Here is a 24,160-nt window from a genome sequence, read left to right as displayed (position 1 = left end):
GGAGCCGCAGTATGTCCTCAATAAATAATTCTCAGCTTCAAAACAATAAATCCGAAAATAAGTCCCTATTTAGCCTGACCTTTGCGGTGTTCCTCACCTATATGACGGTGGGTTTGCCGCTGCCGGTTATTCCACTTTTTGTCCATCACGAGCTTGGCTTCGGCAATACCATGGTCGGGATCGCTGTTGGGATCCAGTTCCTCGCGACGGTTTTGACCCGAGGTTATGCCGGGCGTCTGGCCGACCAGCAAGGTGCGAAACGCTCGACCATGCAAGGGATGTGCGCCTGTGCTTTCGCTGGGGTGGCCTATTTGCTGGCCGCGTTGTTGCCAGTGGATGCGATGGCAAAATTCGGTTTATTGATAGTGGGGCGTTTGATTCTTGGCTTTGGCGAAAGCCAATTACTGACCGGAAATCTGACCTGGGGTTTAGGCCTGGTTGGCCCGACTCGCTCAGGCAAAGTGATGTCCTGGACCGGGATGGCGATTTATGGCGCATTAGCGGCGGGGGCACCCATTGGCTTGCTGTTAAACAGCCAATGGGGATTCGTGGCGCTGGGCGTATCAACTATCGCGCTGCCTTTGGTGGCGTGGGCGTTTAACGGACGCGTTCGCGCAGTGCCTGCGCATAAAGGCGAGCGTCCTTCTCTGTTTGCCGTGATTGGCCTTATCTGGAAACCAGGGCTCGGACTTGCGTTACAGGGCGTGGGTTTTGCCGTGATCGGCACCTTCGTCTCACTCTATTTTGCGTCGAACGGCTGGGCGTGGGCGGGCTTTACGCTCACCGCATTTGGTGGCGCATTTGTGCTGATGCGTGTCCTGTTTGGCTGGATGCCGGACCGTTTTGGTGGTGTGCGAGTCGCATTAGTGTCACTGGCGATTGAAACCATCGGGCTGGTTTTGCTGTGGCAAGCACCGGGCGCAGGTATTGCGTTAATAGGTGCTGCGTTAACCGGCTGCGGTTGTTCGCTTATTTTCCCGGCGCTGGGAGTTGAAGTGGTTAAACGCGTTCCGGCACAAGTGCGCGGTACGGCACTTGGTGGATATGCGGCGTTTCAGGATATCTCGTACGGTGTCGCCGGGCCACTGACCGGGCTGCTGGCAACTTCGATGGGATACCCATCTGTATTTTTAGCTGGGGCGATTTCGGCGGGCGTGGGCATCGTTGTTACGCTAATCGCTTTTCGCAAGTAACCTTCAATTGCCACCCGTCGCGGGTGGCAAATTTCATATCACTATCCACAACAAAAGAATCACCACAACCAGCGCGATAAGCGCTAATCCTGGTCGTGCGCTTATCGCTTTCAGCGGATCGATAAACGGTGCCCAGATTGGGCTGGCGATCGGCTGAATGTGATGCACTTCAAGCGCTGATGGCTGGCGTTCGGCGCGTTTTAAAAACACCTGATTCAAAATATCCTGCACCTGCGCGGTGGTCAGTAACGTTTGCGGTGTAGCCTGAAAACGTTGCTGCGAATAGTCCGTTATCTCTTTCCATTCAGCGGGTTCGAGCGGCTGCTTTAAAGCCGCCTGAATAGTATGTAGCGTCGGCGTATTTTGCTGACTCAATGTCTGGCGTGCCTGAAGCCACGTGGTCAACAACGCAAAGTGTTTTGCCGGGATCAGCTCACCCGTTTTCACTCCTGAAAGCTCAAGCATTGACTGCCAGATTAACTTACTGGACTCGCCCGTTGCGGCAGCGAGTTTAGCGACCTGTTTATTTAGTGAATTATGTTCAGCGGGCAATAATGGGCGATCGGTTGCCTGGCGCTGTTGCGGTTGCGGAATAGCCAACTGGTTATTTTGCAAAAGCGTGAGTACGCTTTTTAATTGTTCTGGCGTGAGCTGGCTGAGGGCCGTCTGCCCAAAATTCTGGCGAATATAGTCGCTTACGGCCTGGCGGTTATTCCCCTGGGGCAAAAGCTCACTAAGCTGCTGAACAACCTGGCGCGTGCCGTGAGTCGTTTGGGCATGATTCAGGCGCTGATTAAGATTTTGTTCAGCCGCGGGGAAGTGGCGCGACAGCAAAGGCGTTTCACTTTTTAATCCGAGGTCGTGTTTCAGACCCGCCCATACTTCGGCGCTTTGCTGCTGGTTTAGCGCAACGATACGAGTAATCAAACGTTCCAGTACGGTACGTTGCACAGTGGAAAGCGGAAACTCGCCTGCCGCAGAATGTGTGGAGGGCGGTTCCCCCGGAGGACGCGCTGTCGCCCCCTGAATGGGTTGCATAGTCTTAATCCTTTGTCAGCCCCCGGCTCAAGTATGCCAGGACGCCAGATTATGGCACACTATCGGGCTTATTCTCGACGATTAACCAACAGGTAACTAACGTGAAAATCCTCGTTGACGAAAATATGCCTTATGCACGCGAATTGTTCAGCCGTCTTGGCGATGTCACCGCCGTTCCTGGTCGCCCCATTCCCGTGTCTGAACTGGCCGATGCCGATGCATTAATGGTGCGCTCAGTGACTAAAGTGAATGCTGATTTACTCGATGGTAAAGCAATCAAGTTTGTGGGTACGGCGACGGCGGGCTGTGACCACGTTGACGAAACTTATCTTGAGAGCGCGGGTATCGCTTTTTCAGCAGCACCAGGTTGCAACGCTATCGCGGTAGTTGAATACGTCTTTTCTTCGCTATTAATGCTCGCAGAACGTGACGGTTTCCAGTTGACTGACCGCACGGTGGGCATTGTTGGTGTGGGTAATGTGGGTTCACGTTTGCAGGCGCGTTTAGAAGCCTTTGGTGTGCGCACGCTGCTTTGCGATCCTCCTCGCAGCGATCGTGGTGAACCCGGTGATTTCCAGCCGCTGGAAACACTGGTTCGTGAAGCCGATGTGTTGACCTTCCACACGCCGCTATTTAAAGACGGCCCGTACAAATCGCTGCATTTAGCCGATGAAAAACTCATCTCCAGCCTCAAGCCAGGCTCAATTCTGATTAACGCTTGCCGTGGCCCGGTGGTTGATAACGCCGCGTTGCTGAAATGCCTGGAGAACGGCCAGGATCTGAGTGTTGTGCTCGATGTCTGGGAACCTGAGCCTGAGCTCAACGTCGCATTGCTCGATAACGTGGATATTGGCACTGCGCACATTGCGGGTTATACGCTGGAAGGTAAAGCGCGTGGCACCACGCAAGTGTTCGAAGCATTCAGTGAATTTATCGGTCAGAAGCAGCAAGTGGCTTTAGACACGTTGCTGCCTGCACCCGAATTTGGCCGTATTACCCTGCATGGCCCGCTCGATCAAGCGACACTCAAAAGACTGGTTCATCTGGTGTATGATGTGCGCCGCGATGATGCACCGCTGCGTAAAGTCGCGGGTATTCCTGGTGAGTTTGACAAGTTACGCAAAAACTATCAGGAACGTCGTGAATGGTCGTCGCTCTATATTCAGTGTGATGATGAAGCGGCAGCAACAATGCTGCAAAAGCTAGGCTTTGGCGCTATCTATCACGCGGTGCGTTAAAACAATCCTTCTCATCTTCCCGGTGCTGCTATCGGGGAGATACTGCTATTTAAGTCTGGAGTAAACCAACATGTCTGAAGGCTGGAATATTGCCGTTTTAGGTGCCACGGGTGCCGTAGGCGCAGCTGTGATTGAACTGCTTGCCGAGCGCCAGTTCCCGGTTGGTGAATTGTATGCCCTCGCACGTAATGAAAGTGCGGGTGAAAATATTCGTTATGAAGGCAAAACCGTGATGGTTCAGGATGCTGAATCATTTGACTGGACTCAGGTTCAGCTCGCGTTCTTTGTGGCGGGTGCAGAAGCGTCAGCGCGTTATGTTGAAGAAGCGACTAACGCTGGTTGCCTGGTTATCGACTCAAGTGGCTTGTTCGCCATGGAACACGACGTACCGTTGGTGGTGCCAGATGTGAACCCATTCGTGCTGGGTGAATACCGCAATCGCAATCTGGTGGCCGTGGCTGACAGCCTGACCAGCCAGTTGTTGACCGCATTGAAACCGCTTATCGAACAAGGTGGTTTATCCCGTATTCAGGTCACTAATTTACTGGCCGCTTCTGGTCGTGGCAAAAGTGCAGTCGATGCGCTGGCCGGGCAGAGTGCTCGTCTGCTGAACGGTTTGCCAATTGAAGATGCCGATTTGTTTGGTCGCCAGTTAGCGTTCAACATGCTGCCGTTAATGCCTGATGCAGAAGGCAGCATTCCTGTCGAGCGCCGCTTAGTGAACGAAGTGCGCAAAGTCTTGCAGGATGAAGGCGTGATCATTTCTGCGAGCTTCGTCCAGGCACCGGTGTTTTACGGCCACGCGCAAATGGTGAACTTTGAAGCCATGCGTCCGCTTGCCTCTGAAGAAGCACGTGACGCATATATTCAATTTGAAGATATCGAACTTTCTGAAGAGGGCGATTTCCCGACTCAGGTTTCCGATGCTTCCGGCAGCTCGCACCTTTCCATCGGCTGTATCCACAACGATTACGGTATGCCAGAACAAATTCAATTCTGGTCTGTTGCCGATAACGTTCGCTTTGGCGGCGCACTGATGGCAGTGAAAACAGCTGAAAAATTAGTGCAGGAGTATATGTACTAATGTCCGACGAGTTGCTGCAAACCCCGCTTCGCAGAATTGCACTTGGCATTGAATACGACGGCAGTAAGTATTACGGCTGGCAGCGCCAGAACGAAGTGCGCAGCGTGCAGGAAAAGCTTGAAAAAGCACTTTCGAAAGTGGCGGATGAGCCAATCAACGTATTCTGCGCCGGGCGAACCGACGCAGGCGTTCATGCCACCGGCCAGGTTGTGCATTTCGAAACGCGTATGGATCGTAAAGACGCGGCATGGACACTGGGTGTAAATGCGAATTTACCTGGCGACATTGCCGTGCGTTGGGTTAAAAATGTGCCCGATGATTTTCACGCCCGCTTTAGTGCAACGGCGCGCCGCTATCGTTATGTCATTTATAACCAGCGTCTGCGCCCGGCTGTGATGTCTCAAGGTGTCACGCATTTTTACCATCCGCTGGATGCTGAACGTATGCACCGGGCGGCGCAATGCTTGCTGGGCGAGAATGACTTTACCTCGTTCCGCGCAGTGCAATGCCAGTCGCGCACGCCGTGGCGTAACCTGATGCACATCAACGTGACCCGTTACGGTGCTTACGTGGTGGTGGATATCAAAGCCAATGCGTTTGTTCATCATATGGTACGAAACATTGTCGGCAGCCTGATGGAAATCGGCTGTGGCAATCAGGCAGAAAACTGGATGGCAGAATTACTGGCAGCAAAAGATCGCAAGCTGGCAGCTGCAACCGGTAAAGCAGAAGGCTTGTACTTAGTTTCTGTGGACTACCCTGAACATTTTGAGTTGCCTAAACCCCCAATGGGACCCCTTTTTTTGGCAGACTGACGCCAGACGAAATAGGTAGATAGCATATGGAATTTATCCGCTTCATTATTGATTTTATTTTGCACATTGATGTGCATTTGGCGGAGTTGGTAGCGAAGTATGGTGTCTGGGTTTATGCCATTCTGTTTTTGATTTTGTTCTGTGAAACCGGTCTGGTGGTCACACCGTTCCTGCCGGGGGATTCATTGTTGTTTGTGGCAGGTGCGCTGGCGGCGTTGCCAACTAACGATCTGAACGTTCACACCATGGTGATTTTGATGGTCATCGCCGCGATTATTGGCGATGCAGTGAACTACACTATTGGGCGGCTTTTTGGCGAAAAGCTATTCAGTAACCCGAACTCTAAAATCTTCCGCCGTAGTTATCTTGATAAAACACACGCTTTTTACGAGCGTCATGGCGGAAAAACGATTATCCTCGCGCGCTTCGTACCGATTGTGCGAACTTTCGCACCGTTTGTCGCGGGCATGGGGCATATGTCTTATCGCCATTTTGCGATGTATAACGTTGTCGGTGCGTTGCTGTGGGTACTGCTGTTTACCTACGCAGGCTACCTGTTCGGCGATTTGCCGATTGTGCAGGAAAACCTGAAATTACTGATTGTGGCGATTATTGTATTGTCGGTATTGCCGGGCGTGGTTGAGATTATTCGCCACAAACGTGCGGCCAAACGCCTGCAAAAGTAACCCCATCGCGCGGTTCGACCACTTTTTTATCCAAAGTCGCGGGCCGTTATGTTTTAATGAGCACCATTTATGGTCTGGGGCAGCTAGTTCTGCCACAGAAAAACTGGCATCGACCAGGTTCAAGCAGAAAGGTCATCAATGAGCTGGATTGAACGAATTCTCAATAAGAGCAATATCACCCCTACCCGTAAGGCGAGTATCCCTGAAGGGGTGTGGACGAAATGCGACAGCTGTGGCCAGGTTCTGTACCGTGCCGAACTGGAACGCAATCTCGAAGTCTGCCCAAAATGCGATCACCACATGCGTATGTCTGCGCGCGATCGCTTGCACAGCCTGTTAGATGAAGGCTCGATGTTTGAATTGGGTAGTGAGCTTGAGCCAAAAGATATCCTCAAGTTCAAAGACTCTAAAAAATATAAAGACCGTCTGGCATCTGCTCAGAAAGAAACCGGCGAGAAAGACGCGCTGGTGGTCATGAAAGGTACGCTCTACAACATGCCAGTTGTGGCTGTAGCGTTTGAGTTTGCTTTCATGGGCGGCTCTATGGGTTCTGTTGTGGGCGCGCGTTTTGTTCGTGCTGTGGAACAGGCTCTGGAAGATAATTGCCCAATGATCTGCTTCTCCGCTTCCGGTGGCGCACGTATGCAAGAGGCGCTGATGTCGCTGATGCAGATGGCGAAAACCAGTGCTGCGTTGGCAAAAATGCAGGAACGCGGTCTGCCGTATATTTCGGTTCTGACTGACCCAACAATGGGTGGCGTTTCGGCAAGCTTCGCGATGCTGGGCGATCTGAACATTGCTGAACCAAAAGCTCTGATCGGCTTCGCGGGTCCACGTGTTATCGAGCAAACCGTTCGTGAAAAACTGCCGCCGGGCTTCCAGCGCAGTGAGTTCCTGATTGAAAAAGGGGCGATCGACATGATCGTTCGCCGCCCGGAAATGCGCCTGAAACTGGCAAGCATTCTGGCAAAACTGACAAATCAGCCAGCGCCGAATCCGGAAGAGCCGCGTGAACCGATTGTGGTTCCGGCCGCACCGGAAGAAGGTCACGAGGCCTGATAGTTAATAAGGGCAGGCCAAACAGGTCCTGCCCTTTTTCTTGAACCGTAGCGTAGAGCGGGCATCATGGAAAAAACTCAAACTCCTCAAGCCACGTCGCCCCTGGCCACGTGGCTTTGTTATCTGGAAAACCTCCATTCTAAAACCATCGAGCTTGGCCTTGAGCGCGTAAAAAAAGTTGCCGCAACACTTGATGTGCTGAAACCCGCGCCAACGGTGTTTACCGTGGCGGGAACCAACGGCAAAGGCACAACCTGCCGTACCCTGGAAAGAGTGTTGATGGCGGCCGGTTACAGCGTGGGTGTTTATAGCTCGCCGCATCTGGTGCGTTACACCGAGCGTGTGCGCGTGCAAAGTGAAGAGCTGGACGAGGCATACCACACGGCGGCATTTGCACAAATTGAAGCCGCGCGTGGCGAGACATCTCTGACCTATTTTGAGTACAGCACCTTGTCGGCGCTACTGTTGTTTAAGCAACTGGCGGTGGATGTGGTGATCCTTGAAGTGGGCCTGGGCGGGCGTCTTGATGCCAGCAATATTGTCGATGCCGATGTGGCGGTCGTCACCAGTATCGCGCTGGACCACACTGACTGGCTGGGGCCAGATCGTGAAAGTATCGGGCGTGAAAAAGCGGGTGTTTTCCGTGGCGGGAAACCGGCAATCGTCGGCGAGCCTGATATGCCGCATACCATTGCCGATGTGGCGACGGAGAAGGGCGCTCAATTGCTGCGCCGTGGCGTGGACTGGTCTTATCACGTTGGTGAGAATAGCTGGAGCTTCAAGGACAGCCAGGGCGAACTGAGCGGATTACCGTTGCCGTTAGTTCCGCAGCCGAATGCGGCGACGGCACTGGCGGCGTTGCGTGCCAGCGAGCTAAATGTCAACAATGAGGCTATTATTCAAGGCATTAAAGAAGCGACGTTACCGGGGCGATTCCAGGTGATTTCGCGTGAGCCGTTGGTGATCCTTGATGTGGCGCACAACCCTCATGCGGCGGCGTATTTGGCCGGGCGTCTGGAGCAACTTCCAAAACGCGGACGCGTGTTGGCCGTTATCGGGATGCTGCATGACAAAGACATCGCGGGCACGTTGGCATGTTTGTCGCCTCAGGTTGATAGCTGGTATTGTGCTCCATTAGAAGGCCCACGCGGTGCCACGGCGGAACAACTGATTGAACATCTCGGTCAGGGCGAAGTCTATGGCAGTGTGGCGCAAGCCTGGCGTGCCGCAATGAAGGCCGCCACAGAAAATGATACCGTGCTGGTGTGTGGTTCATTTCATACAGTAGCCCACGTAATGGAAGCGTTGGACGCGGAGAAAGCAGGTGGCGAGTAAGTTTCAAAATCGATTAGTCGGAACCATTATTCTGGTCGCACTGGGGGTCATTATCCTGCCAGGGCTGCTTGATGGTCAGAAAAAGCATTATCAGGACGAGTTCGCAGCGATTCCTCTGGTTCCAAAACCGGGTGACACCGATGAGCCAGACATGCTGCCTGCCGCGACTCAGGCACTGCCTTCGCAACCCCCTGAAGGGGCGGCCGAAGAGGTGAGAGCAGGCACAGCGGCAGCACCAGGGCTTGATATCGCTTCTTTGCCTGGGGACGGAGCAGCGGGTATTGATGAAGTGCCTGTCAGCCGTGAGCAGCCGAAGCCAAAACCTGTGGCTGAGAAACCAAAACCTAAGCCTGTTGAAAAACCACAGAGCAAAGCTTCCGTTGATCAAACCGAAGAACGTCTGGCAATGATGAACGAACAGCCTCCGGAGCCTGCAAAACCAGCGAAGCAAGAAACTGCAGAGCAAGCACCGACCGGCAAAGCTTACGTCGTGCAACTGGGTGCCTTGAAGAATGCCGACAAAGTGAATGAAATTGTTGGTAAACTACGCGGCGCTGGGTTCCGTGCTTATACCTCACCGTCAACGCCAGTTCAGGGTAAAGTCACCCGAATTCTGGTAGGGCCGGATGCCTCGAAAGACAAACTTAAGTCTTCATTGGGCGAGCTAAATTCGCTTTCCGGGCTGAACGGTGTGGTGATGACTTATACGGCCAGATAAACCCGCAGAGGCGGGATTTAGGGCAAATTTTTAATGGCGTTGAGCATTTTTTCAACGCCATTATTTATTTACGCGAGGGAAGGAAATCCCTACGCAAACGTTTTCTTTTTCTGTTAGAATGCGCCCCGAACTGGACGTCAGGGCGATTTGTCGTGGGATTTGTTCATGGTTTGGATAGATTACGCCATCATTGCGGTCATCGGCTTTTCGGCTCTGATTAGTGTTATTCGTGGGTTTGTGCGTGAAGCGTTATCGCTAGTAACCTGGGGCTGTGCTTTCTTTGTCGCCAGTCATTACTACACTTACCTTTCTGTCTGGTTCACTGGCTTTGAAGACGAACTGGTACGTAATGGAATAGCTATCGCGATACTGTTTATCGCGACACTCATCGTCGGTGCGATAGTCAATTATGTGATTAGCGCGCTGGTTGAGAAAACCGGCCTGTCGGGTACAGACAGGGTGTTGGGGATTTGTTTTGGTGCGTTACGTGGAGCACTGATCGTCGCCGCCATTCTGTTCTTTCTTGATACGTTCACTGGTTTTTCCAAGAGTGACGACTGGCAAAAGTCGCAGCTTATCCCGCAATTCAGTTTCATCATCAGATGGTTCTTTGACTATCTGCAAAGCTCGTCAAGTTTCTTGCCCCGGCCATAAGGCAGGGGTTGTGGCTTAATGAGGAAAAGACAACATGTGCGGTATTGTCGGTATCGCCGGTTTTATGCCGGTAAACCAGTCTATCTATGACGCGTTAACGGTGCTTCAACACCGTGGGCAGGATGCCGCAGGCATCGTCACCATTGATGCCTTAAATTGTTTTCGTCTGCGTAAAGCCAATGGGCTGGTGAGCGATGTGTTCGGTGCCATTCACATGCAACGCTTGCAGGGAAACATGGGTATCGGCCACGTACGTTACCCGACTGCGGGTAGCTCTAGCGCTTCTGAAGCCCAACCTTTCTATGTTAACTCTCCGTACGGCATTACTCTTGCACACAACGGCAATCTGACTAACGCCCACGAACTGCGCCAAAAGTTGTTCGAAGAAAAGCGTCGTCACATTAACACCACTTCCGATTCTGAAATCCTGCTCAATGTTTTTGCCAGCGAGCTGGATAACTTCCGCAACTATCCGCTGGAAGCAGACAACATTTTCGCCGCGATTGCCGCAACCAACCGCCAGATTCGTGGTGCGTACGCTTGTGTTGCGATGATTATCGGCCACGGTATGGTGGCGTTCCGCGACCCGAACGGTATTCGTCCGTTGGTGATGGGCAAGCGCGATTTGAATGATGGCCGCACCGAATATATGGTGGCCTCCGAAAGCGTCGCGCTTGATACGTTGGGCTTTGAGTTCCTGCGCGATGTTGCGCCGGGCGAAGCGGTGTACATCACCGAAAAAGGCCAGTTGTTTACACGCCAGTGTGCTGACAACCCGACCAGCAATCCATGCCTGTTCGAGTACGTTTACTTTGCGCGCCCGGACTCGTTCATCGACAAAATTTCCGTTTACAGCGCCCGCGTTGAAATGGGTAAAAAGCTCGGTGAGAAAATTGCTCGCGAATGGGAAGATTTGGATATCGACGTGGTTATCCCGATTCCAGAAACTTCGTGCGACATCGCGCTGGAAATCGCCCGTATTCTCGACAAGCCGTACCGTCAGGGTTTTGTGAAAAACCGCTACGTAGGCCGCACGTTCATCATGCCAGGCCAGCAACTGCGTCGTAAATCTGTGCGTCGTAAACTGAATGCTAACCGCGCTGAGTTCCGCGATAAGAACGTGCTGCTGGTGGATGACTCCATCGTGCGCGGCACCACTTCTGAGCAAATTATCGAGATGGCACGTGAGGCCGGTGCGAAGAAAGTTTACCTCGCGTCAGCGGCACCGGAAATTCGTTTCCCGAATGTGTATGGCATCGATATGCCAAGCGCTAACGAACTGATTGCTCATGGCCGTGAAGTTGACGAGATCCGTCAGTTGATTGGTGCCGATGGTCTGATTTTCCAGGATCTGAACGATCTGATTGAAGCGGTTCGCGTTGAGAATCCGGATATCACGCAGTTTGAATGCTCGGTGTTCAACGGTATCTACGTGACCAAAGATGTGGATCACGAATACCTTGAGTATCTTGAGTCACTGCGTAATGACGATTCACAAGCGATTGCCCGTCAGAACGAAGTGGAAAACTTAGAGATGCATAACGAGGGTTAACACCATCCTCAACCTAACCCTCTCCTTCAAGGAGAGGGTTAACACCATCCTCAACCTAACCCTCTCCTTGAAGGAGAGGGTTACCATTTCTTGCATCCCTGCCCATCTTGCGGCAAAGTCAGCCCAGATAAACTCCTCGGGCGAATGAAAAATATGAAACGGTTAATTGTTGGGATTTCAGGTGCCAGTGGCGCAACTTACGGTGTGCGACTGCTTCAGGTACTGCAACAATTACCGGACATCGAAACGCATCTTATCCTGAGCAATGCAGCCCGCCAGACACTCGCGCTGGAAACCGATATTTCCTTACGAGAAGTTCAGGCCTTTGCCGATGTGGTTCACGACTCGCGTGATATCGCCGCCAGCCTTTCCTCTGGCTCTTTTAAGACGCACGGCATGGTGATCTTGCCTTGCTCAATCAAAACTCTTTCTGGCATTGTCCACAGCTATACAGATGGTTTGTTAACGCGTGCAGCGGATGTCGTGCTCAAAGAGCGTCGCCCGTTGGTGCTTTGCGTGCGTGAAACGCCGCTGCATCTTGGGCATTTGCGCCTGATGACCCAGGCTGCTGAAATGGGCGCAGTGATAATGCCCCCGATGCCTGCGTTTTATCATCGGCCACAAAGCGTGCAGGACATTATCGACCAGACGGTGAACCGGGTCATCGATCAGTTCGATATTGAGTTACCACAAGATTTGTTCACTCGCTGGAGCGGTGCATAAGCGCGATGCGCTAGTGTGGTGCATCACAAAACCTTGCGCCTCATTATGAGGCGTTTTTGTAACCCCGATCACTTCCAGAACATTTATCCGCTATTTTCCACCGCGAATGCTTTTTCCTCATACCAGACCTGCTATCTTTCATTCTTGTGACAGAGTTGTAACTTTTATTTAACACAATATTGCCCACTTTCTTTCACGCAAGAAAAAGTGGCATGAGAACTGCAACTCTTAAACAGCTACACAAAACAAACACAACACGACGTTACACATAATAAGATAAGTCAAACTTGGGAGTTACGTATGAAAAAGCAAGTTCTCGCTCTGTCTTTACTGCTTGGCCTGAGCGCCACCGCAAGCGTCTTCGCAGCACTTCCGCAGAGTATTCGTCTTGGAACGGACACGACCTACGCGCCGTTTTCTTCTAAAGATGCGAAAGGGGATTTTGTTGGTTTCGATATCGATCTTGGTAATGAGCTGTGTAAGCGCATTAATACTAAATGTACCTGGGTCGCAAGTGACTTCGATGCGCTGATTCCTTCACTTAAAGCGAAGAAAATTGACGGTATCATTTCCTCGCTTTCCATCACTGAAAAACGCCAGAAAGAGATTGCCTTCTCAGACAAACTTTATGCTGCTGATTCACGCCTGATTGCTGTTAAAGGCTCCCCGGTTAAACCGACTCTGGATTCCCTCAAAGGCAAACACATCGGTGTATTGCAAGGATCGACGCAAGAAGCGTATGCCAACGCTGAATGGCGCAGTAAAGGTGTCGATGTGGTGCCTTACGCAAACCAGGATCTGATCTATTCTGATCTGGCTGCTGGCCGCCTTGATGCTGCATTCCAGGATGAAACTGCTGCAAGCGAAGGCTTCCTGAAACTGCCTGCGGGTAAAGGCTATGAGTTTGCAGGCCCATCGGTAAAAAACAAACAGTACTTTGGTGACGGCACCGGTATTGGCTTGCGTAAAGACGACGCTGAGCTGAAAGCGGCCTTTGATAAAGCGCTGGCAGATATGCGTAAAGACGGTACTTACGACAAATTTGCGAAGAAGTACTTCGATTTTAATGTTTACGGTGAATAAGTTTATCCCGTAGTCTGTAGCCCGGTTATGCTTTGGCGCAACCGGGCTGAATAGAATTGCAATCCAGTTTAAGTTGTCTGCACCCGTTTAGTGCAGTAATTTATCTCTGCACTAAAATGGTGGTTTTCTTGCATCTTGTTGGTGCAAGGTGTTTTTCCTGTTTTGAGATGCGCGGCAATGCTGCGCCATAATGGGGAAAAAACACTATATTGAGATGCATAAATTGGCATGGAACATGCAATTTTATCCGGTTGAAAAGCAATCGCGCATAAAAACAGTGACTTCGAGGATAATTATGAACAAGCAGATCATCGCTCTTTCTTTGGTACTGGCATTTTCCAGTGTTTCCACAGCATTCGCCGCTATTCCCAAGAATTTACGTATTGGTACTGACCCAACTTACGCCCCGTTTGAGTCGAAAAACGCTCAAGGGGAATTAGTGGGTTTTGATATCGATTTGGCAAAAGAACTCTGCAAACGCATCGAAACTAATTGTACCTTCGTGGAAAACCCACTGGATGCGCTGATCCCTTCGTTGAAAGCGAAAAAAATTGACGCGATTATGTCGTCACTTTCCATCACTGAAAAGCGCCAGCAAGAGATTGCCTTCACCGACAAACTGTACGCAGCAGATTCCCGTTTAGTGGTTGCGAAAGGCTCCTCAATTCAACCTACCCTTGAATCCCTTAAAGGTAAGCGTGTCGGCGTTTTGCAAGGCACGACTCAAGAAACCTTCGGGAATGAGCATTGGGCACCTAAAGGTATCGAAATTGTTTCTTACCAGGGGCAGGACTCAATCTACGCTGACCTGACTGCGGGTCGTATTGACGCAGCATTCCAGGACGAAGTTGCCGCCAGCGAAGGTTTCCTGAAGCAACCTGTCGGTGCGAATTACCAGTTTGGTGGCCCGTCAATCAAAGACGAAAAGCTCTTTGGTGTCGGCACCGGTATGGGTCTGCGTAAAGACGATACCGAATTACGTGCAGCGCTCAACAAAGCGTTTGCCGAAATGCGTAAAGACGGAACTTATGAGAAGTTAGCGAAGAAATACTTCGATTTCGATGTTTACGGTGGTTAACAGTCACCAGTGGTTAAACCTGCCCTGAATGGGCAGGTTAAGTTTGTGCAGACACTGACGACAGGATACGCACCATGTTGTACGGTTTTTCTGAAGTAATATTTAAAGGGGCGCTCGTCACGCTGGAACTGGCGTTAAGCTCCGTTATCCTCGCCGTTATTATTGGCCTGGCTGGAGCCGGTGCTAAATTATCCAAAAACCGCCCGTTAGCCATATTGTTTGAAGGCTACACCACGCTGATTCGCGGCGTGCCTGACTTGGTGCTGATGCTGCTGATTTTCTATGGTCTGCAAATGGCGCTTAATGTCTTAACCGATTCGCTAGGCGTTGCCCAGTTTGATATCGACCCAATGGTTGCCGGTATCATTACGCTTGGTTTTATCTACGGTGCCTATTTTACCGAAACCTTCCGCGGTGCGTTTATGGCTGTGCCGAGAGGGCATATCGAAGCGGCAACCGCCTTCGGATTTACCGGCTCGCAAACTTTCCGCCGCATTCTCTTCCCGGCCATGATGCGTTATGCGTTACCGGGCATTGGGAACAACTGGCAGGTTATTTTGAAAGCCACCGCACTGGTTTCTCTGTTAGGCCTGGAAGATGTGGTGAAAGCGACACAGCTTGCCGGGAAAAGCACCTGGCAGCCGTTCTACTTTGCGATTGTTGCCGGGATCATCTACCTGTTCTTTACCACGGTATCGAATGGCGTATTGCTCTGGCTTGAACGCCGTTATTCCGTTGGCGTTAAGAGGGCGGAGCTATGATAGAAATCATTCAGGAATACTGGAAAGCCCTGCTGTGGACTGACGGATACCGCTTTACCGGCGTGGCAATCACACTCTGGTTGCTGATTTCGTCGGTGGTGATGGGGGGGATTCTGGCGCTATTTTTGGCTATCGGACGGGTATCAAGCAACAAATATATCGCCTTCCCAATCTGGCTGTTTACCTACATTTTCCGTGGCACGCCGTTGTATGTGCAGTTGCTGGTTTTCTATTCCGGTATGTACACGCTGGAAGTGGTGAAAGGCACTGTGCTGCTCAATGAGTTTTTCCGCAGTGGCCTGAACTGCACCGTGTTGGCGTTGACGTTAAACACTTGTGCGTACACTACAGAAATTTTTGCCGGAGCGATTCGTGCCGTTCCACACGGTGAAATTGAAGCCGGTCGGGCTTACGGTTTCTCGCCATTCAAAATGTATCGCTGCATTATTTTGCCTTCAGCGCTGCGTATTGCGCTGCCTGCGTACAGCAACGAAGTGATTTTGATGCTGCACTCCACGGCGCTGGCATTCACCGCTACCGTGCCGGATCTGCTGAAGATCGCCCGTGACATCAACTCCGCAACCTACCAGCCGTTTACCGCCTTCGGGATTGCTGCGGTGTTGTACCTGTGTATTTCTTATGTGCTGATTAGATTGTTCCGCAAGGCTGAGCAACGCTGGTTGCAGCATATTAAACCAAGCTCAACACATTGAGTGTGCAATGATGACTGATAAAAAATTAAGCGTTACCGACCTGCACAAGCGTTATGGCCAACATGAAGTGCTGAAAGGCGTCTCTTTACAGGCCAATGCTGGCGATGTGATTAGCATTATTGGTTCTTCTGGTTCAGGGAAAAGTACCTTTTTGCGCTGCATTAACTTCCTCGAAAAACCGAGTGAAGGGACGATTGTCGTCAATAACCAAAATATTAACCTGGTGCGCGATACCGATGGTCAGCTGAAAGTTGCCGATAAAAACCAGCTCCGTTTGCTGCGCACGCGCCTGACGATGGTATTCCAGCATTTCAACTTGTGGAGCCATATGACGGTACTGGAAAACGTCATGGAAGCGCCGATTCAGGTGCTGGGCCTGAGCAAGCAAGAAGCGAAAGAGCGTGCGGTTAAGTATCTGGCGAAAGTCGGCATTGACGAGCGCCAGCAGGTGAAATATCCGGTGCATCTTTCCGGCGGGCAGCAACAGCGCGTGTCTATCGCCCGTGCATTGGCGATGGAACCAGAAGTATTACTGTTTGATGAACCGACTTCCGCGCTCGACCCTGAGCTGGTGGGTGAAGTGCTGCGTATCATGCAGAAACTCGCGGAAGAAGGGAAAACCATGGTGGTGGTGACGCATGAGATGGACTTTGCGCGCCACGTTTCAAACCATGTGATTTTCCTGCATCAGGGGTTAATCGAGGAAGAAGGGACGCCGGAAGAGTTGTTTGGTAACCCGAAAAGCGCCCGTTTACAGCAGTTTCTGTCGGGATCGCTTAAGTAACACCGAAAGTCCCGCCGTTGTGGCGGGACTTAAATATCACCGCACCACATCCCCAAGCGCCCCTTCCAAATCATACCAACGGAAACCAAAGCCGGACTCTTCAAGTCGCTTTGGTAGTGCTCGTTGCCCGCCTAACACCAACACCGAAGATTCACCCATCATCAGTCTGACTGCCGTAGCTGGGGCGCGTATAAATGCCGGGCGATTAAGCACATGGCCCAGCGCGTGAGAGAATTGTTCATTGCGCACCGGGTAGGGCGAAACCATGTTAAACGGCCCGCGTAAATCGTTATCCAGCAGCCACAAAATGCCGTTCACCATATCGTCGATATGAATCCACGCCAGATACTGTCGTCCGTCGCCCATCGGGCCGCCCAGACCCAGGCGGAATATCGGTAATAGTTTTCCCAAAATCCCGCCTTTTGGTGCTAACACCACGCCAGTGCGCAGCAGGCAGACACGTGTTTGCTCGCTCTGTGCGCCGCAGGCGATTTGTTCCCAGCGGGCGCAGAGCTTATGGGTAAATTCATTGTGCGGCGGTTCATCTTCGTTAACGACCACTTCGCCGAGGTCGCCGTAATATCCAGCGGCAGACCCGGAAATAAACACCGCAGGCGGCGTCTGGCTTGCTTTAAACATCTCGACCAGGCGTTCGGTGATTTGCCAGCGGCTTTGGCAAAGGCGCTGTTTTTGTGATTCCGTCCAACGTTTGTCGGCAATCGGTTCACCTGCGAGATTGATTACCGCACCAAAACCATCGAGATTGTTATGCTCACTCAATCCTTTCCACAGCGTGACTTTGGGATCAAATAACGCCCTGGCTTTGTCGGGGGTGCGAGTCACAACGGTCACTTCATGCCCCAATTCCAACAAGCGCGGTATCAGATGGCTGCCAATCAAGCCGGTTCCGCCGGTAATCAGTATCTGCATGCTCGTCTCCAGCTGTTTTTGTCTACCTCTGCCAGCTCATGGTCATAGAGACCGAATCGGCGTAACGCAGCGCATGTAGTTTATCGATTTCTACTTCAGCATAAGATACCCACGGATGATCGCATGCGATGTCGAGCACATCCTGAGTTAATTTTTCCAGCAGTGAGAAACGATTATTCTCAACCAACTGGATGATTTGCTTAGTGATGGTGCGGTAATTCAGTGCGTCGTTGATGTCTTCACTGGCGCGAGCTTTCTCTGCCGGATAATGAATTGCCACATTAATGACAATATCCTGGCGGTTGGAAATCTCTTCATCTTTGATGCCGATAAAAGTGCGCAGGCGTAAGTTTTTGATTCGAATAATTGCGTCTGGCGACATTGCAGGTTTCCTTTATGTATCTATTTCTGGTTATTTCCTGTTGCAGACTATACCCAAAAGAGATGAGGAAAAACATTGCGCCCATCGCGGGCGCACGGATGTTAGTTCGTTGAGCGCTGTTTCTGCCGCGCTAATGTCGCGCCCATCGCGGGCGCACGGATGTTAGCTTTTCTGAGCCTGCTCATAGGCCCGTTCGGTTGCCGGGCGCGAACGAATACGTTCAAACCAGTTTTGCACCGCCGGGAAATTCGCCAGATTAATGCGCTGGCGCTCATGAGAAACCGTCCACGGGTAAGTGGCGATATCGGCAATACTGTATTCATTGCCGCCCAGCCATGGGGTTTTCTCGAGCTGTTTGTTGAGGACACCATACAGACGCTGAGTTTCCACCTGGTAACGTTCAATGGCGTAAGGAACAGGCTGTGGCGCGAAATGATTAAAGTGATGATTTTGGCCGAGCATTGGGCCAAACCCTCCGACTTGCCAGAACAACCATTGCAGCGTGTGGGTGCGTTCACGCAGATCTTTGCTTAATAGCTCGTTGGTCTTTTCTGCCAGATAAAGCAGGATTTCGCCTGATTCAAAGATACTCAGTGGGCCGCCGCCGTCTGCCGGATGGTGGTCGATTATCGCCGGGATTTTATTGTTCGGTGAAATCGCCAAAAAGGCAGGCTGAAACTGATCTCCTTTGCCAATATCTATACGGTGAAGGGTGTAATCCAGCCCCGTTTCTTCCAGAAAAAGCGTGATTTTGTGGCCGTTTGGTGTCGGTGCATAGTAAAGGTCAATCATGTTATGCCCATCCTGATGTCAGCATTTTTCGTAAACCTATGGAGTATAGACTTTTTGAAAAACTTGCCGGGTGGATGAGTTTTGTTCAAGTGACAGAAGTTATTTTCCGCTATATGTTCAATAACCTGGAAAGCTAAATTATGGGGATGTTATGAGCCAGCCGACAATCACACTTTGGTCCGACGCTAACTTTTTTAGTCCGTATGTCATGTCCGTTTATGTTGCACTGAAAGAGAAAGGTCTGAGCTTTACTCTGCAAACGGTTGATTTAAACAGCGGGCAAAATCTGCAACCAGGCTGGAAAGGGTATGACCTTACGCGACGCGTTCCGGTGCTAGCGGTCGATGACTTTTTGCTGACTGAATCCTCCGCCATTGCTGAGTATCTGGAAGACCGTTTCGCGCCTCCTACCTGGGAGCGTATTTATCCCCATGATCTCGAAAAACGCGCTCGGGCCAGACAAATTCAGGCATGGATACGCAGCGATTTAATGCCCATTCGTGAAGAACGCTCAACCGACGTGGTTTTTGCCGGCGTGAAGAAAGCCCCTCTGACCGAGAAAGGGCAGGCGGCGGCGCAAAAACTCATCGCGGCGGTAGAAAATTTACTCCCCGTCGGCCAGCAAAATCTTTTTGGCGAATGGTCGATTGCTGATACCGATTTGGCACTGATGCTTAATCGCTTGATTCTCAATGGCGATGAGGTTCCGGAGCGTTTGCAGGAGTATGCCGCATTCCAGTGGCAGCGAGCATCCGTGCAGCGTTTTCTGGCACTTTCCGCAAAGCATTCTGGCTGATTAGCCCCATAATTCGTTATGATAATTTTGCTTATCACTAACAGGAATGTGGTTTTATGAAGCTGATGTTTGCCTCCGATATTCATGGTTCGCTACCCGCAACCGAGCTGGTGCTGGCTCATTTTGAACGCAGCGCTGCTAAATGGCTGATATTACTGGGCGATGTATTAAATCACGGGCCACGTAATGCTTTGCCGGTGGGTTACAATCCAGGTGCCGTTGCGGAGCGCTTTAACAGCATTGCCGATAAAATTATTGCAGTGCGCGGCAACTGTGACAGCGAAGTGGATCAGATGCTGCTACATTTTCCGATTTCAGCTCCCTGGCAACAGATATTGATGGCCGAGCAGCGTTTATTTATCACTCACGGCCATTTATATAATCCCGATAAATTGCCGCCGCTGGCAGAAAATGATGTGTTGGTTTTTGGTCACACTCATCTGCCATTGGCTGAAAAGCAAGACTCGATATATCTGTTCAATCCTGGCTCCGTGAGTATCCCCAAAGGTGGGTTTGAAGCGAGTTACGGGATGCTAAACGATGGTGTTCTGAGCGTTCACGCACTGAATAACGATGGGGTTATTGCACAGGTCGAGATTACCCCGTAACTTACCGCTTGTTAGACGAATCACGCGCCAAAGAGCGCCCTATATAAGGTTTCCCCAATGGCGGAACAGAGTCATTTTGTTGGCATGGAATGGGTAGACATTGTCAGTGAAGACAATGAAGTCATCGCGCAGGCAAGTCGTGAGCAAATGCGTGCGCAGCGCTTACGCCATCGCGCGACTTATATCGTTGTGCACGACGGTATGGGCAAAATCCTGGTGCAACGTCGCACTGAGACAAAAGATTTTTTACCGGGCATGCTCGACGCAACTGCGGGTGGCGTGGTTCAGGCCGATGAACAATTACTGGACTCGGCTCGTCGCGAGGCAGAAGAAGAGTTGGGTATTGCTGGTGTACCGTTCGCAGAGCATGGGCAATTCTACTTTGAGGACATCAACTGCCGCGTATGGGGAGGCTTGTTTAGCTGCGTATCACACGGCCCGTTTGCGTTGCAGGAAGATGAAGTCAGCGAAGTGTGCTGGATGTCCCCTGAAGAAATTACCGCACGTTGTGATGACTTCACGCCTGACTCTCTGAAAGCCCTGGCTTTGTGGATGACACGCAACGCTAAAAATGAATCCCAACATGCCGCTGCTGCGGAGTAATTGATTCGGTTTTTCTCGGAACATCACCAATAAAAAAGCCGCTAATGCAAATTAGCGGCTTTTTTGCTTCTCAGAAGAACTTAGTCTTGTTGAGAAGACTGAATCGCAGTCAGAGCGATGGTGTAAACGATATCGTCTACCAGTGCGCCACGAGACAGGTCGTTAACGGGTTTACGCATACCTTGCAGCATTGGCCCGATGGAGATCAGGTCTGCTGAGCGCTGTACCGCTTTATAGGTGGTGTTACCGGTGTTCAGGTCTGGGAAAATGAACACGGTAGCGCGACCTGCAACCGGTGAGTTTGGCGCTTTGGATTTAGCAACGTCAGCCATAACCGCGGCGTCGTACTGCAACGGACCGTCGATGACCAGGTCAGGACGTTTTTCTTGAGCAATACGTGTAGCTTCACGTACTTTCTCAACGTCGCTACCCGCACCAGAAGTACCGGTGGAGTAGGACAGCATTGCAACACGTGGGTCGATACCGAATGCAGCAGCGGAATCCGCAGACTGAATAGCGATTTCTGCCAGTTGTTCAGCAGTTGGATCTGGGTTGATCGCGCAGTCACCGTAAACATAAACCTGTTCTGGCAGCAGCATGAAGAACACAGAAGAAACCAGAGAGCTCCCTGGTGCAGTTTTGATCAGCTGCAACGGAGGACGAATGGTGTTCGCTGTGGTGTGAACCGCACCGGAAACCAGGCCGTCAACTTCGTCTTGCTCAAGCATCAAAGTACCCAGCACCACGTTGTCTTCCAGTTGCTCACGCGCAACGGCTTCGGTCATGCCTTTGCTCTTACGCAGCTCAACCAGACGTGCAACGTAGCTCTCGCGAACCACTTCTGGATCAACGATTTCGATGCCAGCACTCAGTTCAACACCTTGCGCAGCAGCAACGCGGGTGATTTCATCCGGGTTACCCAACAGCACGCAAGTTGCGATACCACGTTCAGCGCAGATAGATGCCGCTTTCACGGTACGTGGCTCTTCGCCTTCTGGCAGCACAACACGTTTACCGGCTTTACGAGCAAGCTCGGTCAGCTGGTAGCGGAATGCTGGCGGAGACAGACGACGGCTACGCTCGGAAGTTGCAGTCAGAGATTCAATCCAGTTTGCATCAATGTGGCTAGCCACATATTCCTGCACTTTCTCGATACGCTGATGGTCGTCAGTTGGGACTTCCAGGTTGAAGCTTTGCAGGCTCAGGGAGGTCTGCCAGGTGTTGGTATCAACCATGAACAGCGGCAGGCCGGTGGCGAATGCACGCTCACACAGTTTGCTCACGCGTGGGTCCATTTCGTAACCACCGGTCAGCAGAACGGCACCGATATCCACGCCATTCATTGCTGCCAGGCACGCTGCAACCAGCACATCTGGACGGTCTGCGGAAGTCACCAGCAAAGAACCTGGACGGAAGTGTTCCAGCATGTGCGGAATGCTACGCGCACAGAAGGTCACAGACTTCACGCGACGGGTTTTGATGTCGCCTTCGTTGATGATGGTTGCGTTCAGGTGACGCGCCATATCAATCGCGCGAGTAGCAATCAGATCAAAGCTCCATGGCACACAGCCCAGAACTGGCAGCGGGCTGTCAGCGAACAGTGCTTTAGGATCGATGTTAGCGATGCTCGCTTTAGTGGAGTCATCGAAAATTTCAGACAGATCAGGACGGGTACGACCTTGCTCATCAACTGGGGCATTCAGTTTGTTAATGATAACGCCAGTGATGTTGGTGTTTTTGCTACCACCGAAGCTGCTACGAGCCAGTTCAATACGTTCTTTCATCTGCTCTGGGGAGTTGTTACCCAGGGACATCACGAAGACGATTTCAGCGTTCAGCGTTTTAGCGATTTCATAGTTCAAAGACTGAGCAAACTGGTGCTTACGAGTCGGAACCAAACCTTCTACCAGAACCACTTCAGCGTCTTTGCTGCTGGCGTGGAAGTTGGCGATGATCTCTTCCATCAGCACGTCTTGTTGGTTGCTCGACAGCAACGACTCAACGTGGTTCATGTGCAGTGGCTCAGCAGTAGGGATGCTGGAGTTAGCACGAACGATGCTGGTGGTTTGATCTGGAGTATCGTCACCCGTGCGTGGTTGAGCGATAGGTTTGAAAACGCTTAGGCGAACGCCTTTTTGTTCCATAGCACGGATAACACCCAGGCTGACGCTAGTCAGGCCGACGCTAGTTCCGGTAGGGATCAACATAATTGTACGGGACACGGTATAACCTCTTTGTTGCACAAGCGGGGCTTGTGAGACTCAGAAAACAACACCGCCAGCGAAGGCTGGCGGTAAGGAGAATCAAGCGGTCAGGCGAGATGCATCCTGAGCGATAACCAGTTCTTCGTTGGTCGGAATGACCACCGCAGCACGGGTACCCTCTTTGTTGATGAAGCCTGATTTGCCAAAGCGCGCAGCCAGGTTGCGTTCGTGGTCAACTTCGAAGCCCAGAACACCCAGTTTGCCCAGAGACAGTTCACGTACCATTGCTGCGTTTTCACCGATACCACCAGTGAACACAACTGCATCCAGACGACCGTCCATCAGCGCAGTATAAGAGCCGATGTATTTAGCCAGACGGTGACAGAACACGTCCATAGCACGTTTAGCATCTTCTTTAGTGGTGTAGTTGTCTTCAACATAACGGCAGTCGCTGGTGACTTCAGTCAGACCCAACAGACCAGATTCTTTTGTCAGCATTTTGTTGATGTCATCAACGCTCATGCCCAAAGAGTCATGCAGGTGGAAGATAATCGCAGGATCGATGTCACCAGAACGGGTGCCCATTACCAGGCCTTCCAGTGGAGTCAGACCCATAGAGGTGTCTACACACTTGCCGTTACGAATAGCAGAAACGGAACCGCCGTTGCCCAAGTGGCAAGTGATAATATTCACTTCTTCCACTGGCTTATTCAGCATTTTCGCGGCTTCTTGAGTCACATAGTAGTGGCTGGTGCCGTGTGCGCCGTAGCGACGAACGCCGTGCTCTCTGTACAGTTTGTACGGCAGAGCATAGAGATAAGATTCTTCTGGCATGGTCTGATGGAACGCGGTGTCAAACACAGCAACGTTTTTATCAGCCAGTTTAGGGAAAGATTTCAATGCTTCAGCAATACCGATCAGGTGTGCCGGGTTATGCAGAGGTGCAAAAGAAGCAGTATCTTTGATACCCTGAATCACGGTCTCGTCGATAACGACGGAGCTGGTGTACTTCTCGCCGCCGTGAACAACACGGTGGCCGATAGCAGTCAGCTGCTCGGACAATTCAGGTTTTTGTGCCAAAATGGTATTAACCATAAAGTTCAGAGCTTCGCTGTGAGCGGCGCCTGCACCCAAAGCCGCTTCTTGTTTACCGCCATCCATTTTCCACTTGATACGTGCTTCAGGAAGATGGAAACATTCGGCTAAACCAGAGAGGTACTCGTCACCGTTTACAGCATCAATAATTGCGAATTTCAGTGAAGAGCTACCGCAGTTCAGAACCAGTACTAGCTTACTCGACATGGAAGTACCTACTTTTATACGTGGCTAAA

The 24,160-nt window shown here is 51.4% G+C and carries 25 protein-coding genes; 19 read left to right on the top strand and 6 right to left on the bottom strand.

Annotated features, from left to right (window positions below; genetic code table 11):
* Positions 1 to 11 precede the first annotated feature (11 nt).
* The gene (locus tag AC0IWZ_RS14795; protein WP_471679026.1) at positions 12 to 1,193 is read left to right on the top strand and encodes an arabinose transporter; all 1,182 of its coding nucleotides are present in this window, start codon (positions 12 to 14) and stop codon (positions 1,191 to 1,193) included.
* Positions 1,194 to 1,226: 33 nt separating this feature from the next.
* Here AC0IWZ_RS14795 and flk read toward each other — a convergent pair whose 3' ends face one another.
* The gene (flk, locus tag AC0IWZ_RS14790) at positions 1,227 to 2,231 is read right to left on the bottom strand and encodes a flagella biosynthesis regulator Flk (protein ID WP_471679027.1); all 1,005 of its coding nucleotides are present in this window, start codon (positions 2,229 to 2,231) and stop codon (positions 1,227 to 1,229) included.
* 101 nt (positions 2,232 to 2,332) lie between these two features.
* Between flk and pdxB the strand changes: the two genes are divergently transcribed.
* The 15 genes from pdxB to hisP all read left to right on the top strand — a co-directional run bounded on the left by pdxB (position 2,333) and on the right by hisP (position 16,514).
* The gene (gene pdxB, locus AC0IWZ_RS14785) at positions 2,333 to 3,469 is read left to right on the top strand and encodes a 4-phosphoerythronate dehydrogenase PdxB (protein WP_471679028.1); all 1,137 of its coding nucleotides are present in this window, start codon (positions 2,333 to 2,335) and stop codon (positions 3,467 to 3,469) included.
* A 70-nt stretch (positions 3,470 to 3,539) separates the two neighbouring features.
* Entirely contained in the window at positions 3,540 to 4,553 is a 1,014-nt protein-coding gene (locus tag AC0IWZ_RS14780) for an aspartate-semialdehyde dehydrogenase (RefSeq protein WP_172893561.1), read from the top strand.
* Positions 4,553 to 5,368 (top strand): tRNA pseudouridine(38-40) synthase TruA, encoded by an 816-nt coding sequence (gene truA, locus AC0IWZ_RS14775; protein ID WP_471679029.1) that lies wholly within the window; start codon positions 4,553 to 4,555, stop codon positions 5,366 to 5,368. Before AC0IWZ_RS14780 ends, truA begins: the two co-directional genes overlap by 1 nt.
* A gap of 26 nt (positions 5,369 to 5,394) precedes the next feature.
* Complete coding sequence (locus tag AC0IWZ_RS14770; protein WP_471679030.1) at positions 5,395 to 6,054, top strand: DedA family protein; 660 nt, start codon at positions 5,395 to 5,397, stop codon at positions 6,052 to 6,054.
* Positions 6,055 to 6,192: 138 nt separating this feature from the next.
* Complete coding sequence (gene accD, locus AC0IWZ_RS14765) at positions 6,193 to 7,113, top strand: acetyl-CoA carboxylase, carboxyltransferase subunit beta (RefSeq protein ID WP_034497292.1); 921 nt, start codon at positions 6,193 to 6,195, stop codon at positions 7,111 to 7,113.
* Positions 7,114 to 7,179: 66 nt separating this feature from the next.
* Positions 7,180 to 8,448, top strand: a complete 1,269-nt coding sequence (folC, locus tag AC0IWZ_RS14760; RefSeq protein WP_471679031.1) for a bifunctional tetrahydrofolate synthase/dihydrofolate synthase — start codon at positions 7,180 to 7,182, stop codon at positions 8,446 to 8,448.
* Positions 8,438 to 9,166, top strand: a complete 729-nt coding sequence (gene dedD / locus AC0IWZ_RS14755; RefSeq protein ID WP_034497287.1) for a cell division protein DedD — start codon at positions 8,438 to 8,440, stop codon at positions 9,164 to 9,166. Before folC ends, dedD begins: the two co-directional genes overlap by 11 nt.
* A 165-nt stretch (positions 9,167 to 9,331) precedes the next feature.
* A complete protein-coding gene (gene cvpA, locus AC0IWZ_RS14750; protein WP_034458856.1) occupies positions 9,332 to 9,820 on the top strand; it encodes a colicin V production protein in 489 nt (162 codons plus the stop codon).
* A 34-nt stretch (positions 9,821 to 9,854) separates the two neighbouring features.
* Entirely contained in the window at positions 9,855 to 11,372 is a 1,518-nt protein-coding gene (gene purF / locus AC0IWZ_RS14745) for an amidophosphoribosyltransferase (RefSeq protein ID WP_034497284.1), read from the top strand.
* Positions 11,373 to 11,525: 153 nt separating this feature from the next.
* Entirely contained in the window at positions 11,526 to 12,095 is a 570-nt protein-coding gene (locus AC0IWZ_RS14740; protein WP_034497282.1) for a UbiX family flavin prenyltransferase, read from the top strand.
* Between the two features lie 300 nt (positions 12,096 to 12,395).
* Positions 12,396 to 13,178, top strand: a complete 783-nt coding sequence (argT, locus tag AC0IWZ_RS14735; protein WP_115627721.1) for a lysine/arginine/ornithine ABC transporter substrate-binding protein ArgT — start codon at positions 12,396 to 12,398, stop codon at positions 13,176 to 13,178.
* A 295-nt stretch (positions 13,179 to 13,473) separates the two neighbouring features.
* Complete coding sequence (hisJ, locus tag AC0IWZ_RS14730; RefSeq protein WP_034497278.1) at positions 13,474 to 14,256, top strand: histidine ABC transporter substrate-binding protein HisJ; 783 nt, start codon at positions 13,474 to 13,476, stop codon at positions 14,254 to 14,256.
* 74 nt (positions 14,257 to 14,330) lie between these two features.
* Entirely contained in the window at positions 14,331 to 15,017 is a 687-nt protein-coding gene (locus AC0IWZ_RS14725) for a histidine ABC transporter permease HisQ (RefSeq protein ID WP_115627722.1), read from the top strand.
* Entirely contained in the window at positions 15,014 to 15,730 is a 717-nt protein-coding gene (locus AC0IWZ_RS14720; RefSeq protein WP_034497272.1) for an ABC transporter permease, read from the top strand. The genes AC0IWZ_RS14725 and AC0IWZ_RS14720 overlap by 4 nt, the downstream gene beginning before the upstream one ends.
* Before the next feature lie 10 nt (positions 15,731 to 15,740).
* On the top strand, positions 15,741 to 16,514 hold the full coding sequence (hisP, locus tag AC0IWZ_RS14715) for a histidine ABC transporter ATP-binding protein HisP (protein WP_034497324.1): 774 nt from the start codon (positions 15,741 to 15,743) through the stop codon (positions 16,512 to 16,514).
* Between the two features lie 36 nt (positions 16,515 to 16,550).
* Here the strand turns inward: hisP and AC0IWZ_RS14710 are convergent, their stop codons facing one another.
* From AC0IWZ_RS14710 to yfcG, 3 genes are all read right to left on the bottom strand, one after another.
* A complete protein-coding gene (locus AC0IWZ_RS14710) occupies positions 16,551 to 17,444 on the bottom strand; it encodes a TIGR01777 family oxidoreductase (RefSeq protein WP_471679032.1) in 894 nt (297 codons plus the stop codon).
* Between the two features lie 22 nt (positions 17,445 to 17,466).
* Positions 17,467 to 17,826, bottom strand: coding sequence for a dihydroneopterin triphosphate 2'-epimerase (gene folX / locus AC0IWZ_RS14705; RefSeq protein WP_034497269.1), 360 nt, complete (start codon positions 17,824 to 17,826; stop codon positions 17,467 to 17,469).
* A 162-nt stretch (positions 17,827 to 17,988) separates the two neighbouring features.
* Positions 17,989 to 18,618 carry a GSH-dependent disulfide bond oxidoreductase gene (gene yfcG / locus AC0IWZ_RS14700; RefSeq protein ID WP_172893566.1) on the bottom strand — a complete coding sequence of 210 codons (630 nt, stop codon included), beginning with the start codon at positions 18,616 to 18,618 and terminating at the stop codon, positions 17,989 to 17,991.
* 151 nt (positions 18,619 to 18,769) lie between these two features.
* On the opposite strand from yfcG, the gene yfcF reads away from it, so the two are divergent.
* Genes yfcF through yfcD form a run of 3 tightly spaced genes read left to right on the top strand, consistent with a single transcriptional unit; the run spans position 18,770 to position 20,625 of the window.
* Positions 18,770 to 19,414, top strand: coding sequence for a glutathione transferase (gene yfcF / locus AC0IWZ_RS14695; RefSeq protein ID WP_034497265.1), 645 nt, complete (start codon positions 18,770 to 18,772; stop codon positions 19,412 to 19,414).
* Between the two features lie 56 nt (positions 19,415 to 19,470).
* Positions 19,471 to 20,022, top strand: a complete 552-nt coding sequence (gene yfcE / locus AC0IWZ_RS14690) for a phosphodiesterase (protein WP_410373408.1) — start codon at positions 19,471 to 19,473, stop codon at positions 20,020 to 20,022.
* Between the two features lie 57 nt (positions 20,023 to 20,079).
* Positions 20,080 to 20,625, top strand: coding sequence for an NUDIX hydrolase YfcD (gene yfcD, locus AC0IWZ_RS14685; RefSeq protein ID WP_471679033.1), 546 nt, complete (start codon positions 20,080 to 20,082; stop codon positions 20,623 to 20,625).
* Positions 20,626 to 20,705: 80 nt separating this feature from the next.
* Here the strand turns inward: yfcD and pta are convergent, their stop codons facing one another.
* Both pta and ackA read right to left on the bottom strand, forming a co-directional pair.
* Positions 20,706 to 22,847 (bottom strand): phosphate acetyltransferase, encoded by a 2,142-nt coding sequence (gene pta / locus AC0IWZ_RS14680; RefSeq protein WP_034497259.1) that lies wholly within the window; start codon positions 22,845 to 22,847, stop codon positions 20,706 to 20,708.
* An 81-nt stretch (positions 22,848 to 22,928) separates the two neighbouring features.
* Positions 22,929 to 24,131, bottom strand: coding sequence for an acetate kinase (gene ackA / locus AC0IWZ_RS14675; RefSeq protein WP_034497257.1), 1,203 nt, complete (start codon positions 24,129 to 24,131; stop codon positions 22,929 to 22,931).
* Between the last annotated feature and the right edge of the window lie 29 nt (positions 24,132 to 24,160).

This window comes from Buttiauxella sp. AC142, assembly GCF_979253435.1.
This window is presented reverse-complemented; position numbering and strand designations above follow the sequence as displayed.

Bases quoted from the DNA above. Each gene is read 5' to 3' on its own strand.
- AC0IWZ_RS14720 (WP_034497272.1), top strand. From the start codon at position 15,014: ATGATAGAAATCATTCAGGAATACTGGAAAGCCCTGCTGTGGACTGAC.
- ackA (WP_034497257.1), bottom strand. From the start codon at position 24,131: ATGTCGAGTAAGCTAGTACTGGTTCTGAACTGCGGTAGCTCTTCACTG.
- AC0IWZ_RS14780 (WP_172893561.1), top strand. From the start codon at position 3,540: ATGTCTGAAGGCTGGAATATTGCCGTTTTAGGTGCCACGGGTGCCGTA.
- truA (WP_471679029.1), top strand. From the start codon at position 4,553: ATGTCCGACGAGTTGCTGCAAACCCCGCTTCGCAGAATTGCACTTGGC.
- hisJ (WP_034497278.1), top strand. From the start codon at position 13,474: ATGAACAAGCAGATCATCGCTCTTTCTTTGGTACTGGCATTTTCCAGT.
- yfcF (WP_034497265.1), top strand. From the start codon at position 18,770: ATGAGCCAGCCGACAATCACACTTTGGTCCGACGCTAACTTTTTTAGT.
- purF (WP_034497284.1), top strand. From the start codon at position 9,855: ATGTGCGGTATTGTCGGTATCGCCGGTTTTATGCCGGTAAACCAGTCT.
- AC0IWZ_RS14770 (WP_471679030.1), top strand. From the start codon at position 5,395: ATGGAATTTATCCGCTTCATTATTGATTTTATTTTGCACATTGATGTG.
- AC0IWZ_RS14710 (WP_471679032.1), bottom strand. From the start codon at position 17,444: ATGCAGATACTGATTACCGGCGGAACCGGCTTGATTGGCAGCCATCTG.
- yfcG (WP_172893566.1), bottom strand. From the start codon at position 18,618: ATGATTGACCTTTACTATGCACCGACACCAAACGGCCACAAAATCACG.
- hisP (WP_034497324.1), top strand. From the start codon at position 15,741: ATGACTGATAAAAAATTAAGCGTTACCGACCTGCACAAGCGTTATGGC.
- yfcD (WP_471679033.1), top strand. From the start codon at position 20,080: ATGGCGGAACAGAGTCATTTTGTTGGCATGGAATGGGTAGACATTGTC.
- accD (WP_034497292.1), top strand. From the start codon at position 6,193: ATGAGCTGGATTGAACGAATTCTCAATAAGAGCAATATCACCCCTACC.
- cvpA (WP_034458856.1), top strand. From the start codon at position 9,332: ATGGTTTGGATAGATTACGCCATCATTGCGGTCATCGGCTTTTCGGCT.
- AC0IWZ_RS14725 (WP_115627722.1), top strand. From the start codon at position 14,331: ATGTTGTACGGTTTTTCTGAAGTAATATTTAAAGGGGCGCTCGTCACG.
- yfcE (WP_410373408.1), top strand. From the start codon at position 19,471: ATGAAGCTGATGTTTGCCTCCGATATTCATGGTTCGCTACCCGCAACC.
- folX (WP_034497269.1), bottom strand. From the start codon at position 17,826: ATGTCGCCAGACGCAATTATTCGAATCAAAAACTTACGCCTGCGCACT.
- flk (WP_471679027.1), bottom strand. From the start codon at position 2,231: ATGCAACCCATTCAGGGGGCGACAGCGCGTCCTCCGGGGGAACCGCCC.
- folC (WP_471679031.1), top strand. From the start codon at position 7,180: ATGGAAAAAACTCAAACTCCTCAAGCCACGTCGCCCCTGGCCACGTGG.
- argT (WP_115627721.1), top strand. From the start codon at position 12,396: ATGAAAAAGCAAGTTCTCGCTCTGTCTTTACTGCTTGGCCTGAGCGCC.
- AC0IWZ_RS14795 (WP_471679026.1), top strand. From the start codon at position 12: ATGTCCTCAATAAATAATTCTCAGCTTCAAAACAATAAATCCGAAAAT.
- AC0IWZ_RS14740 (WP_034497282.1), top strand. From the start codon at position 11,526: ATGAAACGGTTAATTGTTGGGATTTCAGGTGCCAGTGGCGCAACTTAC.